Source organism: Streptosporangium sp. NPDC006930 (genome assembly GCF_040635605.1).
Classification (GTDB): domain Bacteria; phylum Actinomycetota; class Actinomycetes; order Streptosporangiales; family Streptosporangiaceae; genus Streptosporangium.
Genome location: NZ_JBEYID010000002.1, coordinates 147,571 through 161,500 on the forward strand (window position 1 = coordinate 147,571; position 13,930 = coordinate 161,500).

Annotated in this window: 14 protein-coding genes; 7 read left to right on the forward strand and 7 right to left on the reverse strand. The window is 69.7% G+C overall.

The features are described from left to right. Positions 1 to 24 precede the first annotated feature (24 nt). On the reverse strand, positions 25 to 501 hold the full coding sequence (locus ABZ664_RS03960; RefSeq protein ID WP_362502581.1) for a hypothetical protein: 477 nt from the start codon (positions 499 to 501) through the stop codon (positions 25 to 27). Positions 502 to 802: 301 nt separating this feature from the next. Between ABZ664_RS03960 and ABZ664_RS03965 the strand changes: the two genes are divergently transcribed. Further along, positions 803 to 1,585, forward strand: coding sequence for a CPBP family intramembrane glutamic endopeptidase (locus tag ABZ664_RS03965; RefSeq protein WP_362502583.1), 783 nt, complete (start codon positions 803 to 805; stop codon positions 1,583 to 1,585). A gap of 329 nt (positions 1,586 to 1,914) precedes the next feature. On the opposite strand, the gene ABZ664_RS03970 is transcribed toward ABZ664_RS03965, so the two are convergent. Beyond that, positions 1,915 to 2,718: an ABC transporter permease gene (locus ABZ664_RS03970; protein ID WP_362502586.1), complete on the reverse strand. Its 804-nt coding sequence runs from the start codon at positions 2,716 to 2,718 to the stop codon at positions 1,915 to 1,917. Positions 2,719 to 2,791: 73 nt separating this feature from the next. Next, positions 2,792 to 3,781, reverse strand: a complete 990-nt coding sequence (locus ABZ664_RS03975) for an ATP-binding cassette domain-containing protein (RefSeq protein WP_362502589.1) — start codon at positions 3,779 to 3,781, stop codon at positions 2,792 to 2,794. Between the two features lie 100 nt (positions 3,782 to 3,881). On the opposite strand from ABZ664_RS03975, the gene ABZ664_RS03980 reads away from it, so the two are divergent. Genes ABZ664_RS03980 through ABZ664_RS03990 form a run of 3 tightly spaced genes read left to right on the forward strand, consistent with a single transcriptional unit; the run spans position 3,882 to position 7,239 of the window. Continuing rightward, positions 3,882 to 5,024: a helix-turn-helix domain-containing protein gene (locus ABZ664_RS03980; RefSeq protein WP_362502592.1), complete on the forward strand. Its 1,143-nt coding sequence runs from the start codon at positions 3,882 to 3,884 to the stop codon at positions 5,022 to 5,024. Beyond that, a complete protein-coding gene (locus ABZ664_RS03985; RefSeq protein ID WP_362502595.1) occupies positions 5,021 to 5,653 on the forward strand; it encodes a transcriptional regulator in 633 nt (210 codons plus the stop codon). The genes ABZ664_RS03980 and ABZ664_RS03985 overlap by 4 nt, the downstream gene beginning before the upstream one ends. Beyond that, complete coding sequence (locus ABZ664_RS03990; protein ID WP_362502598.1) at positions 5,650 to 7,239, forward strand: pyruvate, phosphate dikinase; 1,590 nt, start codon at positions 5,650 to 5,652, stop codon at positions 7,237 to 7,239. Before ABZ664_RS03985 ends, ABZ664_RS03990 begins: the two co-directional genes overlap by 4 nt. Positions 7,240 to 7,309: 70 nt before the next feature. Here ABZ664_RS03990 and ABZ664_RS03995 read toward each other — a convergent pair whose 3' ends face one another. After that, positions 7,310 to 8,035, reverse strand: a complete 726-nt coding sequence (locus ABZ664_RS03995) for an alpha/beta hydrolase (RefSeq protein ID WP_362502601.1) — start codon at positions 8,033 to 8,035, stop codon at positions 7,310 to 7,312. A 306-nt stretch (positions 8,036 to 8,341) separates the two neighbouring features. Beyond that, positions 8,342 to 8,929, reverse strand: coding sequence for a histidine phosphatase family protein (locus ABZ664_RS04000; protein ID WP_362502604.1), 588 nt, complete (start codon positions 8,927 to 8,929; stop codon positions 8,342 to 8,344). 381 nt (positions 8,930 to 9,310) lie between these two features. On the opposite strand from ABZ664_RS04000, the gene ABZ664_RS04005 reads away from it, so the two are divergent. Beyond that, positions 9,311 to 10,507, forward strand: coding sequence for a pentapeptide repeat-containing protein (locus ABZ664_RS04005; RefSeq protein ID WP_362502607.1), 1,197 nt, complete (start codon positions 9,311 to 9,313; stop codon positions 10,505 to 10,507). 213 nt (positions 10,508 to 10,720) lie between these two features. Here the strand turns inward: ABZ664_RS04005 and ABZ664_RS04010 are convergent, their stop codons facing one another. After that, positions 10,721 to 11,122, reverse strand: a complete 402-nt coding sequence (locus tag ABZ664_RS04010; protein ID WP_362502609.1) for an ATP-binding protein — start codon at positions 11,120 to 11,122, stop codon at positions 10,721 to 10,723. Between the two features lie 211 nt (positions 11,123 to 11,333). On the opposite strand from ABZ664_RS04010, the gene ABZ664_RS04015 reads away from it, so the two are divergent. Further along, complete coding sequence (locus tag ABZ664_RS04015) at positions 11,334 to 12,197, forward strand: helix-turn-helix transcriptional regulator (protein ID WP_362502612.1); 864 nt, start codon at positions 11,334 to 11,336, stop codon at positions 12,195 to 12,197. Between the two features lie 17 nt (positions 12,198 to 12,214). Further along, positions 12,215 to 12,445 carry a DUF397 domain-containing protein gene (locus ABZ664_RS04020; RefSeq protein WP_362502615.1) on the forward strand — a complete coding sequence of 77 codons (231 nt, stop codon included), beginning with the start codon at positions 12,215 to 12,217 and terminating at the stop codon, positions 12,443 to 12,445. Positions 12,446 to 12,497: 52 nt separating this feature from the next. Here ABZ664_RS04020 and ABZ664_RS04025 read toward each other — a convergent pair whose 3' ends face one another. After that, positions 12,498 to 13,892, reverse strand: a complete 1,395-nt coding sequence (locus ABZ664_RS04025; protein WP_350943476.1) for an NAD(P)H-quinone dehydrogenase — start codon at positions 13,890 to 13,892, stop codon at positions 12,498 to 12,500. Positions 13,893 to 13,930: the final 38 nt, after the last annotated feature.

Genomic DNA, 13,930 nt, shown 5'->3' on the forward strand with positions numbered 1-13,930 from the left:
CGCCGTCGTTCTCCGCAGGAGTTCTCAGCGCTGCCCGGGTTGACCCTGCGGAGGCGTCTGGGGCGGCCACGGGTTGTGCGGGGCACCGGGCGCGTGAGACGGCTGCGCCGAGCCGAAGGGCTGCGGCGGCGGGAACGCCTGGGGAGGCTGCCCCGAGCCGAAGGGCGCCTGGGGAGGCTGCCCCGCACCGAAAGGCGCCGCACCGAAGAACGCCGGACCGGCAGGCGACGAGGACCCGGCCGAGTCCCGGCCACGGGCACCCACCGCGACGGAGACGCTCGCGATCTCAAGAGCGACCCCGACCATGCCGAGGAGGACCGGAGTCTGCACGCCGTCCTCGGTGCTGCATCTCTGCGTCGGCTGCCGCGTCTGATCCCCGACCACCGATACCTGACATTCCCATCCGGTGGAGTCGTCCATGTCCCACAGGACGGCATAGCCGAGTACCGCGAAGCCGGAGAGCATCAGGAGAATCTGCAAGGTGCGAACCAACGGCGACATGATCCGCACCATAGCGATCAAATACACATTTCGCGGTCACAATCGGAGCCGCGTTCGCGGTCGTCATCGCAGCCCTGGTCGCGTTCGCAATCGCAGCCACGTTCGCGACCGCGAACGGGGGTCGCCGCGCCAGGGACGTTCAGCGCCGGACCGCCCGGCCCCGCGCCCAGGCCCCGGCGTCGGGGCCTGGGCGCGGCGGTGAGGTGGGTGCCGGCCACCGACCGGGCCCCGGCCAGGCATCCTTTGATCACGCCGAAGGACCGCGCCATTAAGGTGATTTCGCGCAGAAAGGCAGTTCACCATGACTGCTCAACCGTCGGTCGATGAGACGCGCAGGCCGCTCGGACCGTTCGTTGCCCTCGTCGTCGTCTTCGGTGCGGTGTTCTACGTCCTGGGCCCACTGGTGGACGATCCGTCGCGCACGGTGCTGGCCAAGCTCCCGGCCTCGGCGCTGATGTTCGTCTGCCCGATGATCGCCGCGGTCGTTCTGGTGCACCGTCGCGAAGGCGTTCGCGCGTGGCTGCGGGGAGTGTGGCCTTGTCCGCGCTTTTCCGATGTGCCGTGGTACGCGGCGTCGGTCGTGCTCATGCCGCTCGTCGTCGCCGCTGCCGCGGTCGCGGCAGGGGCAGGGGCCTGGCCGCCGGGTGCGGTGATCGCCTGGGACGCCGTTTTCGGTTTGGCCGTGCTCTATCTGATCAGCGCCGTGGCCGAGGAACTGGGCTGGAGCGCCTACGCCACCGGCCCGCTGCTGCGTCGGCTGGGCGCGCTACGGGCCGGTGCGGTGATCGGTGTGATCTGGGCGCTTTGGCATGTCGTCCCATACGCCCAGCAAGGGCACGGGCTTGACTGGATCGTCGGCCAGTGCATGTTCACGGTCGGATTCCGCATCCTCTTGGTCCACCTCTACGCGGCCGGAACCGGGGTGACGGGCCCGACGCTCGCCCACGCCGCCTACAACGTTTCGTGGTCCCTGAGTCCCGTCTACGACCCGGCTGTCGCCGCGGTGTGCGTGTTCATCGCCGCGGCCGTGGTCGGGGCGGCACGGTCGATCACCGCGCCGACCGGCTCTTCAGGTGGCCGGTAACACCAATACGCGTCATCGGCGTCTCCGCGTGGCGATCAATGCTCGCAGCAGCCCTGGCGAAACCCGCGCGTACCAAAGGTGCCATCGCCACCGGCCGCGACTGGAACACCGTCGTCAAGCCGGTGGAGCCGACCCAGGTCCAGCCTGCCTGAGTGCCTCTGTGAACGGCGAGCCACCGTCATCGACGCCCACTCAGAGATGTCGGAATCTTCGTGTCGCTTCACCGGGGCCGGGTGACCGGGACCACCGTGAGCAGGTGGTTCAGGCCCTTGAACGGAGGTCATTTCCCCGGGGAGGCAGGCCAGGAGTCGCCCCGAAGGCCGGCCGGGTCACTGTTGGCGGCTGTAGGCGCGGATAGCGAGGGGACAGAACACCGCTAAGAGGACCGCGCACCAGATGAGCGTGGTGGTGACGGTGCCGCCGACCGGGGTGCCGTTGAGGAGGGCGCGGCAGGCGTTCATGGCGTGGGTGACGGGGTTGATCTCGGCCCAGGCTCGCAGCCAGCCGGGCAGGGTCTCGATGGGAGCGGCGAGGCTGGTGCCGAGCTGCAACGGCAGGAAGCCGATGAAGCTGATCGCGAGGACGGTGTCGGCGCTCCTGGCGAGGACGCCGAAGAACACGGTGACCCAGCTGAGGCAGAAGCCGAAGGTGATGGCGAGGCCGGCGGCGGCGAGGGCCGCGGGGAGACCGCCGTGGGCGCGGAAGCCGAGGAGCGTGCCGATGGCGAAGAGGATGGCGACGGCGAGCAGATAACGGACGATGTCTGCCAGTACGGAGCCGAGCAGGGGCGCGAGGCGGCTGATGGGCAGGCTGCGGAACCGGTCGGTGACGCCGTTCTTGAGGTCGAGGTTGATGTTGGTGCCGGTCGAGACCATCCCGGCGAGGCCGGCGCCCATGACGAGGATGCCGGGGAAGAGGTACTGGAGGTAGTCGGCGGTGGAGCCGGCCACGGAGCCGCCGAAGAGATAGAGGAAAAGCACCATGAACAGGGCGGGTGTGACGACCCCGTTGATGATCGGGCCGGGGTTGCGGGTGGTCTTGGCGAGGCTGCGGCCGGCGAGCACGAAGCTGTGCCGTAGCCAGGCGAAGGGCCGGGTGCGCGGTGGTTCGATGCTGGACACGGTGGCGGTCATCAGGCGGCCCTCGTCGGTTCGTCGGTGTGGTCGGCGGTGGTGGGTGCTTCGGTGCGCGATCGTTCGGTGGCGATCATCGTGCGGCTTTCTTCGGTTCGTCGGTGTGGTCGGCGGTGGTGGCGGAGGCGGCGGTGGGGGTTCCGGTCAGGGCGAGGAATACCTCGTCGAGGCTGGGCAGGCGCAGCGACAGCTCGGAGACGCCGATGCGGCGTTCGCGCAGCCGGGCGGCGATCTCGAAGAAGTCCCCGTCACCGGTGACGGGGACGACCAGCTCGTGGCGGATGGAGCGCTCCGGGGTCCGGCCGGCGACTTCGGCCAGGATGCGGGCGGCCGCGTCGGTGTCGGCGGGGTCGTTCGGCCGCACGGCGATGGTGTGCCCGCCGACCTCTCGTTTCAGCTCGGCGGGAGTGCCGGAGGCGATGACCTGTCCCTGGTCGATGACGGCGATGGCGTCGGCGAGGGCGTCGGCCTCTTCGAGGTACTGGGTGGTGAGCAGGACGGTGACGCCCTCCGCGCTCAGGCCTCGGATCATCTGCCACAGTTCGTCGCGTTTGCCGGGGTCCAGTCCCACCGAGGGCTCGTCGAGGAAGACCACCTCGGGGTGTCCGACCATGCTCGCGGCGAGGTCGAGGCGGCGGCGCATGCCACCGGAGTAACCGGCGACCGGTCTTTTCGCCGCGTCCTCCAGGCCGAAGCGGGCGAGCAGGTCGGTGGCGCGCAGGAGAGCCTGCGGTCGGGACAGGTCGAGGAGCCGGCCGATCATGACCAGGTTCGCCAGGCCGGTCAGCTCCTCGTCCACGCTGGTGTGCTGGCCCGACAGCGCGATCCGCCGACGCACCTCTGCCGGTCGGCGTACCACGTCGAACCCGGCCACGGACGCGCGTCCGCCGTCGGGGCGCAGCAGGGTCGCGAGGACGCGGATCACGGTGGTCTTTCCCGCGCCGTTGGGGCCCAGCAGGCCGAGCACCTGCCCGCGCGGGGCGGTCAGATCGACACCGTCCAGCGCGCTGACCTTGCCAAATGCCTTGGTCAGTCCTTCGGTCTCGAACCCATGATCGCTCACCGTCACCATCCCTCATCCCGGTCGTCTCGCAACTCAGATGTTTTTAACATCTGAATTTTGAGAGTATCCTAATGCTGATGGTCCATGGAAAGGAACGGTGATGGTTCGACTGACTCGCGTGCAGCAGCAGGAGCGCACCCGGAGGTTCGTGCTGACGGCGGCGAGGGAGGAGTTCATCGAGCACGGCTACGCCTCGGCCAAGGTCGACCGGATCGCCGAGCGGGCCGACCTGACCCGCGGGGCGGTGTACTCGAACTTCCCGAGCAAGCGCGCGCTGTATCTCGCGGTGCTGATCGACATGGTCGAGAACGCCACCGCGGACGAGTCGCCGACGCCGCCACCACCGACGACGGCCGATGCGCTGGGCGTGTTCGCCAGGACCTGGCTCGAACGGCTGCCCCTGGTCGGCGACACGGCCTCCGGAGGGCGCCTGCACCTGCGTTCGCTCGCCGGTGTCCTCGACGACGAGCGCGGACGCACGGTGCTGGCGCAGGTCGTCAGGGTGGAGGCGTTGCTGCTCGCCCTCGCACTGGAGGCGCGCGAACCGGCTCGCGCGATGCCGGTGCGGCACGTACGGCTCGCCGAGCTGGCACTGACGCTGCTGGACGGTTCGGGTCACCTGGCCGAGAGCGCACCGGGATTCGGCGACCCCTTCGACCTGGCACGCGCGTGTGAGCATCTGGCCGGCATCGATCTCGCCGATACCTGGACCCCGCCGTACCTGCCCTATGTCACTCCGGCGCGACCGTGCGAGGACGCGTGGGATCCGCCCACCGAACTCACGGATCGGATCAGCGGGAATCGGGTCGACCTCGGCGCCGACGGCCTGATCACGGTGCTGGGGGCCGGTCGTCTCGCCGCCACCGAGGAGGCCGTCCGTTCCGCCCGGCCCGGCGAGCAGGTGACGGTGGTCGTCGTCACGGACGACGCCGCCGAGACGGGCCGCCTCGTACGGCTCAGGATCACCGATCTCGTCGGCTGCCTGCGGCGGGTCTTCGCCCCCGATGCCTGGCAGCGCGTCCGGCTGGTCCTCGACGACGTCGCACTGGCGGCGTCGGCGATCGGCCTGACGGACCTCGACGACGAGACGGAGTCCGCCGTCCGCGTCCAGGGTGGCTCGATCGTCGCCCGAGCCCACGGACGAGGCGCCGCGTACGCGGCCTCGATCTCCGACGCCTCGCCCGCCGACGCCTCCACCGCCGACGCCTCGAACGACACACGGCCGAAGGGGTCAACGTCATGACCCGATCCGAGTCTCCCGCGACCGGCACCGGCCTGTCGGTGCTCCACGCCCTGCGTTGCAGCGGCGCCGCCGGTCTCACCCGCCTCGCCAACGCCACGGGACTCGGTGAATCCGACGTCGAGTCCGAGCTGATCGATCTCGCGGTCGCGGGTCTCGTCACGTATACGGGCGGTGACTTCGGCGGGTGGAGTCTCACCGACGTCGGCCGGGTCGTGAACGCCGAACGTCTCACCGCCGAGCTGGAGTCGGCCGGTGCCCGTGCCGCCGTGCAGGCGGCGTTCGACGGCTTTCTCGTGCTCAACCCGGAACTGCTCGAACTGTGCACGGCGTGGCAGATCCGGTCCGTCGACGGTGTCATGACCGCCAACGACCATCGCGATCCCTCCTACGACGCCCGCGTCCTCGCCCGGTTCGTCGACTTCGACCGGCGTGCCGCCGTCGTCGGCGCCCGGCTGTCCGCGGCGTTGCCCCGATTCGGCCGCTACCGGACCCGTCTCACCGAGGCACTCGATCGCGCCGCCGCCGGCGAGTTGGAGTACGTGGCCGACGACTTCTCGTCGTACCACGTCGTGTGGGCGGAGCTTCACGAGGACCTGCACGCCACGCTCGGGATCCCCCGATGGGTATGAGATGGGTTCGCCCGCTCTCCCCGAGCGTCGAGGAGACGGCGGAGACGCTGGGCGGCAAGGCACACGGCCTCCTGGTCCTGAGGCGTCTCGGGTTGCCGGTGCCTCCCGGGTTCGTCGTCACCACCCGGGCATGTCGCGCGTTCCTGCGCGACGGGCGTCTTCCCGACGGGCTCGACGACGAACTCGCGGCGGCCGTCGCCGACCTCGAAGCCTCCACCGGGCGCCGCTTCGGGGGATCACGGGCGCCGTTGGCGGTCTCCGTTCGTTCCGGGGCCGGGGTGTCGATGCCCGGCATGATGAACACGATCCTCAACCTCGGCCTCACGACCGCAGCCACGGCCGCTTTGGCGGCCGAGACGGGCGACTCGCGGTTCGCGCTGAACTCACGGCTGCGGTTCCTGGCCGGCTTCGCCGCCGCGATCACCAACGTGGACGACGGAACCCTCGGGCGAGGGACCGGCGACGAGGAGGCACGGATCGAGGCGGTCGAGGACCTCATCCGGCGACGATGGGGCCGGCCGATCCCGGACGACGCGGCGCGGCAGCTGGAGTCGGCGGTCGAGGCCGTGTTCTCGTCGTGGGACACGCCGCGCGCCAGAACCTACCGCGAGCTGCACGACATCCCGCACGACCTCGGTACGGCCGTGATCGTGCAGACGATGGTGTTCGGGAACCGCGATGAGCACAGCGGTACCGGAGTCGCGTTCAGCCGCGACCCCAACACCGGGGAGAACGTCCCGTTCGGTGAGGTGCTGTTCGGGCACCAGGGTGAGGACGTCGTCTCCGGCGGCTCACTCACCCGGCCCCTGCGCGAACTCGCCGGCCGGGAACCTGCGGTGTGGGCCGGCCTCCTCGACGCCCTGCGCCGGGTCGAGGGGCACTACCGCGACGCGTGCTATGTCGAGTTCACCTTCCAGGCCGGGGAGCTGTGGATTCTGCAGGTCCGGCCGGGAAGGTTCGTCGGGGGTGCCGCCGTCCGCGTCGCGACCGACCTCGCCGACGAGCGGGTGATCGGGCGGCACGAAGCGCTGCTCAGGATCTCACCGCGGCATCTCCCGCACGTCCGCACACCCCGGATGGCGGGAACCGCCGACATCCTGGCCAGGGGAATCGGCGCCTGCCCCGGTGTCGCGGCCGGCAGGGTGGCGACCACCTCGGACGGAGCGGTGCGCATGGCCGCCGACGGCCCGGTCATCCTGGTACGGCCGGAGACCTCCCCGCACGACATGCGCGGTCTGGCGGCCGCCGCCGGGATCGTCACCGCCCGCGGCGGGCCGGCCAGCCACGCCGCGGTCGTCGCGCGGTCGATGGGAAAACCCGCTGTCGTGGGGATCGGCGACCTCGTCGTCGACGTCGCCGGCTCCTCGGTGCGAGCCGGTGGACGCACCGTCGGTGAGGGCACCCTCGTCACCATCGACGGGACCGGCGGCGAGGTCGCCCTCGGCAGTCCCGGTGTCGTCACGACCGGAGCCGACGCCCACCTGCGCCGGCTCCTCGAATGGGCCGACGAGGTGTCGGGCGACCACTCGGAACGCGACGAGGCCCTGCGCCTCGGCGCCGCCCACGCCGTACTCCGTCACGGCTAGGACTTCGGGTCTTCGGGTGGGCGAGAGCCCATGTGAGGAGCACCGGGGAGCCCGTCAAACGGCGGCGGTCCTATCCAAGGTGCCGGGCGAGGAACCTCAGTGCGGTGTCGGTTTCGAACGCGGGGACTCCCCCGTGGTCGCCGGGGTTGGCGTGCAGCGTCTTCTCGGTCGAGCCCAGGGCGTCGAACAGCGCCAACGCCTGGTCTCTGGGAACCCGCGTATCGTCCCACTGGAGCAGGAACTGCACCGGCACGGTGACCCGGGCGGCGCTCTCGGCCAGCCCGTGCACGCCGAGCAGGCCCAGCACCGCGGCGCGGATCCGGGGGTCGACGGCGAGGAGCGGCACGCCTAGCCCGCAGCCCATCGACACCCCCCAGTAGCCGACCGGACCTGCGCCCACGTGGTCGAGTTCCTGGACCGCGGTCAGAACCGCCTGCCAGTCGGCGACGGCCTCCTCTGCCAGCAGGTCGTGCATGGCCGCGACCAGCCCGGCCGGATTCTCGCCGGCGGCCATGCGGGCCCGCATGTCGCCCGCGAACCGGATGAACCGTTCGCTTTTCTGCCGCTCGCCGTGGTTGGGAGCATCGATCGCGGCGACGGCGAAACCTCCCTCGGCGGCGAACCGGTGCGCGCCGGCCAGGACGCCGGGAGCTCTCTTGTGCTGGCCGCCGCCGTGCCCCATCAGGATCAGCGGGCGGGATCCGGTGGCGCCTTCCGGCGTGAACAACACGCCGGGGATCTCGCCGAGGGTGAAGGACTGTTCGGTGACGCCGTCGGTCGACGTCTGAGAGGTCAAGCTGAAGCGCATGGCGTTTCGAAGCCTTTCGGGATGCCTTGTCGGGCGCTCCCTAGACCATGCAGGGGAGGGAGCCCCGATCTGTCGTCACAGCGTTGATCGGTCTCACCTCCTTCGGTCGTAGTGCCGCACGGCGCCGCCGAACGTATCACACGGATCTCTGCCGGCAAAGGCCGCCCGACGCGGCACCAGACCGCTCCGGCGCGCCGGGCGACCGGCACGTCAGGGGGATCACGAACGCTCCTCGCTCATCCCGCGCCGGTGGGCGCCCGGCAACACCGGGGACGGTCCTGGTCGATCGTGCGCTCAGGGCCGCGTGCCCGGCCCGAACCCCGTCCAGCGCAGGTCGGGCGGGAGGTGACCCATGTCGTTGTACAGCAGCACCGTCGGCGCCACGGCGTCGCGATACTCGATCGCCGTCAGTGCCGTGTTTCCGCAGTTCAGCCCAAGCCAGCGCACCGGTGGCGCGTCGAGGGCGTGCCGCAGCAGCCAGGCCACCGGATAGGCGTGGGTGACCAGGACCTCGTGGGTCTCGGTCTCCGCGGGGCGCGCGAACCTGTCGGTCAGCGCGTGCGCGAGGGCCGCGCCCGCGGCGGCCTCCTCGGCGTCGTACCCGTCGAAGAACCCCGCCCATGCGGGGGGCATCTCGTCCGGCACGTACGGCACGTGGTCGATCAGCTCGGCCGCTTCGCGCACGGCGACGCCCGGCAGCTGCTCGCCGACGATCTGGGCGGAGCGCACCGCCCGGGGAAGGGGCGAATGCCACACGACGTCGACGGGCAGGGCGGCCAGGCGCTTCCCGACCAGCTCGGACTGCCGCTGCCCGACGTCGGTCAACGTGCCGAACGCGTCCGCCGCGCCGTGCCGCATCACGTACAGGTGCCGAGTCGCCATCGTCAGCTCCCAGGTCTCGGGGTGTGGTGACCGGATCCTCGTACGGCTCCAACACGCCGCACGGCGAGAGCCGACGCTCGTCCTCGCAGCCCGGTGCGGACCTGCTCGGAGAGGTCCGAGCACACCGCATCTCGAATCAGCCGGACCATCGCGGCCCCCTTTCCCAGACAACGGAAATCAGGATACTGGTAAAATCCAAATGTCTTTAACATTTGAAAAACGGGAGGCGAAGGGCCCCGGAAGCGCGGGCCCCGCCGTCACGCGACGGAAGTGGATCCACCGGGGGTTGTCCACGAACCCCGGTGCGAAAGGTGCAAGTGGGTGTCTAGCGTGATGCAATGGTCCGCTGACACGATCGGGGCTGCTTTGAAGGAGGCTCCCGTGCGTCGTCCCATCCCCCTGGCTCTCATCGTCGCGATCTTCGCGCTCTCGGGGACAGTCATCTCTCCCGCCCAGGCCGCGGCCGGGCCGTGCAAGCCCGGTCAGGGCGTCAACCTGCGCGGCAAGGACTTCACCAGGGGCGCCCAGCTTCCCGCCACCCTGCGCTGCGCCGACCTCACCGGGGCGAAACTGAACGGCGTGGAGCTCATCCAGAAGGACCTCACCGGAGCGATCCTGCGCGGCGCCTCACTCAGGCAGGCCAACCTCACCCAGGCCACGCTGAAGTACGCCGACCTGCGGGGCGCCAACCTCACCGAGGCCGACCTGGGGCAGATGCACGCCGACCACGCCGACCTGCGCAAGGCGATCCTGGTCGACGCCGAGGCCGGGCAGGCGGAGTTCCCGCACGCGGACCTGACCGGGGCGAAGCTGACCAGGGCCGAGCTGACCCAGGTCAACTTCACCAACGCCAAGCTGGTCGACGCCGACCTGGAGGAGAGCACCCCCGGCCAGCTCAAGGCCCGCAAGGCCGATTTCACCAGGGCCAGGCTCCGCGAGGCCAAGATGAGCCAGGCGAACCTGCGCAACGCGACGTTCAAGGACGCCGACGTGAGTGAGGTCGAGTTCACCCAGGCCGAGCTTGACGGCGCCGACTTCACCGGCGCGCTGGTCGAGGCCGCGTCCTTCATCCAGGCCGACGACGTCGACCTCACCGGCGCCAAGGGCACCCCCACGGGCATCAGCGTCGCGGTGCCGACCTCGCTGCCCGACCTCGACATCTTCGGGACCAGGGAGACGAACGCCCCGCAGGACGAACCCGCCCAGGGTGACGGCCCGTCCGTGGGACTCGTCATGGTCGTGCTCAGCGCGGTGGGCCTGGCGCTGACCGTGGTGGCCTGGGGTGTCAGCGCCCAGCGGCGGAGCCGGCGCAACGCCCGGTTCGCCCTGATGCGGAACGGCGCGGAGGAGGACATCACCCGGCTGGGCGAGGAGATCGACCAGCTCGACTACGAGTTCCAGGTGAGCGGACGCGGCGGCATGACCGCCGACCGCGACTGGCGCCTCGCCCTCGACGCCTACGAGGCGGCCAAGCAGGCCCTTCTCGTCGCCCGCCGCGAGGAGGAACTGCACTTCGTGGCCCGCGCCGTCCAGGACGGCAGAGCCGCCCTCGCCCGCCTCCGCCCCCGCGTCCACTGACACCGTTCGACGGGACGGTGGCAATCAGGCAGGTGTGCGTAAGGTGCTCGAACCGATGCTCTGCGAAGGGGACGAGGAAGCGGTGGACGACGCTCTGCGAGGCGCCACCAGCCACCTCGGCCCTCGTTCGTCTCGGGGTCGGCGGTGCGGAAGCACCCCGGTAGGCGGAAGCACCCCGGTAGGCGGAAGCGACAGGGGCCTCTCCCCCGCCCCTCAGCGCCCGTCTTGAACAGCCCACCTGAGTTCCGCCCACACAGTGCGGCCTTCCTCGTCGCCCTCGGCGCCCATGTACGTGCTTAACGCGGCGACGATGGCCAGCCCTCGCCCGCTTTCGAGCACCTCTCCCCGAACGTGAGGAGGAAGGGTCGGCGTCGTAGGCCCGCCGGTGTCGGTTACGGCGATCCGGACGGAACCATCCATCAGCCGGATCTCGACCGTGAACACGTCGCCGCGGGACTTGGTGTGGACTACCGCGTTCGAAGCCAGCTCGGCAAGGCAGGCGATCGCGTCATCCAGGACGGGGCATCCGGTCAGGAGTGCTCCAACGAGTCGGCGGACATCATGGAGCTGGCTCGGATCGCCGGAGAAAGACCTACGCCACGTTACGCCGATCATGATGTGGCCCCCTCGCTACGAGGAGCGCGGCTAACGCACGCCAACGTTCTCATGTCGTTCACAACCTCTCGAACACAGAGAGTAATGGGTTGAACACGATGAACCATGGCATGCGCCTTGCAAATCTGCACAGCGGAATCGTGAACTCCTCCCATATGCGTGACAGAGGTGTAACCTTCGACCACTGTCCGTACATGAAAGGGGAGCGTCCGTGAACGCCAAGCGCGGAGTGACTCTGCGGTCCCAGTGGCTGGGCAAGCAGCTCCGTGAACTACGGGAGGCAGCCAACCTCACCCTCAAAGAAACCGGCGATTTCCTGCAACGCGACGGTTCCACGGTCAGCCGCTTCGAAGCCGGCCTGTACCCTGCCCGGACACCGGATGTCATCGCGCTGCTCGATCTGTACGGCGTCGCAGGGGAGCAGCGGCGAGACGGGCTCATCCGGTTGAGCCGCGACGTCTGGCAGAGCGGCTGGTGGGACAACTACTCCGAGGACCTGTCCCTGAACATCGTCGACTACGCCTGGCTGGAGTCACGTGCTCACAGGATCAGGTCGTTCGACGCGTTCGTCATCCCGGGACTGCTCCAGACCAGGGAATACATGGACGCCATGATCCGAGCCGAGGAACCCACCGCAGATCCAGAACAGGTTGACCGTTGGATCAGGTTCCGGCAGACCCGCCAGCAGGTCTTGGAGACGGACAACGCGCCAAACCTCATCGCGGTTCTCGACGAGGCCACACTGCGCCGCAGGGTAGGCGGATTCGAAATCATGCATGATCAGCTCGATCGACTCATCGCCTCCGCGAACCAGACGAACATCGAGCTCCGAGTGTTGCCCCTGAGCGCAGGCGCCCACGCCAGCCCCGACGGCGCCTTTCGAATCTTCGAACTCCCCGGCCCCTACCCCGCGGTCGCCTATGTCCCGAGCCCTGCTGGTGCGATATACGTAGAAACCGAAGCCGCCGACAGGCTTGCGTCTAAGTTCGACCGCATTTGCCATGATTCGCTCGACCCCAAGAAGTCCATCGAGTTGATCACAGCGATCGCGGAAAAGTTCCATCAGCCCACATGAATGGAGCCGCACCGCTCATGTCCGCTCCCGAGCACACTCCGATTTCCTGGCATATCAGCAGCTTCAGTGCCGACGGCGGCGGCAACTGCGTCGAGGCGGGGGCGGTGAACGACGGCACTGGACGTATCGCCGTACGGCACAGCAAAGATCCCGATGGACCGATGATCCACTACACCCGCGCGGAATGGGACGCCTTCATCTCCGGTGTCCGTGCCGGAGAGTTCGACTTCGGTCCGAGGTCTGCCTGAAAGTCGAGCGGACCTTGTTGACCGGGTCCCGGTCCCCTCTCCAGCCGGACGGTCAGATGCCGCTGGGGGTCATGGGCTGCATGAGGCGGCGGGCGGCCTCGGTGACGGAGCCGGACAGGGAGGGGTAGACCGCGAAGGTATGGGCGATCTGGTCGACGGTCAGCCTCTGCTGCACGGCGACCGAGACACCCAGGATCAGCTCAGACGCGCGGGGGGCGACCACGACGCCGCCGAGGATGATGCCGGTGTTGGGACGGCAGAAGAGCTTCACGAAGCCGTCGTTGAAACCCTGCATCTTGGCGCGGGCGTTGGTGGCGAGGGGCAGCTTGACGATGTTGGCCTCGATCTCACCGTTCTCGATCGCCCGCTCGGCGATGCCCACGGCGGCGATCTCGGGGTCGGTGAAGATGGCGGAGGCCACGGTCGCGAGACGGAGCGGGTGCACGGCCTCGCCAAGGGCGTGCCAGACGGCGATTCGGCCCTGCATGGCGGCGACCGAGGCGAGCATCAGGACACCGGTGCAGTCTCCGGCCGCGTAGACGCCGGGCGCGGAGGTGCGGGAGACCTTGTCGACCTGGATGAAGCCGCCCCGGTCAAGGGTGACCCCGGCCTCCTCAAGGCCGATCCCCGCGGTGTTGGGGACCATGCCGACCGTCATCAGGCAGTGGCTGCCCTCGGCGGTCCGGCCGTCCTCCAGGGTGACGACCACGCCGTCCGGAGTGCGCTTGACGGACTCGGCGCGGGAGCGGCCCATGACGTTCATGCCACGGCGCCGGTATACCTCTTCGAGGACCTCGGCGGCGTCGGCGTCCTCGTTGGGCATCATGCGGTCGCGGGAGGAGACGAGCGTGACCTCCGAGCCCAGCGAGCGGTAGGCGCCCGCGAACTCCGCGCCGGTGACGCCGGAGCCGACCACGATGAGGTGCTCGGGCAGCTCCTCCAGGTCGTACAGCTGGCGCCAGGTGAGGATGCGCTCGCCGTCGGGCTCGGCGCCGGTGAGGATGCGCGGGGTCGCGCCGGTCGCCACGATGACGACGTCCGCGCGGATCGTCCGGTCTCCGGCCCTGACCACCTGCGGGTCGACGAGCCGCCCGGGGGCCTTGATCACCTCGACGCCCTCCGCCGCCAGCCGGGCGGCGATGTCCGCGGACTGGGCGCGGGCGAGCTCCTTGACGCGCCTGTTCACCAGCGGCATGTCGGCGATGACACCGCCGACGTCGCCGTCGGGGCCACCGGTGTAGTGGACTCCCAGCATGCTGGCGTCGAGGAGCGCCTGCTTGCGCACCGAGGTGGCGATCAGCGTCTTGGACGGTACGCAGTCGGTGAGGACGCAGGCCCCGCCGGGGCCGTCCTGTTCGACCACGGTGACCTGCGCTCCCAGCTGGGCGGCGACCAGCGCCGCCTCGTATCCGCCGGGACCGCCACCGATGATCACTATCCTCGTCACATGGCCCATTCTCCCGCATGACGGGACCGGGCATCGCT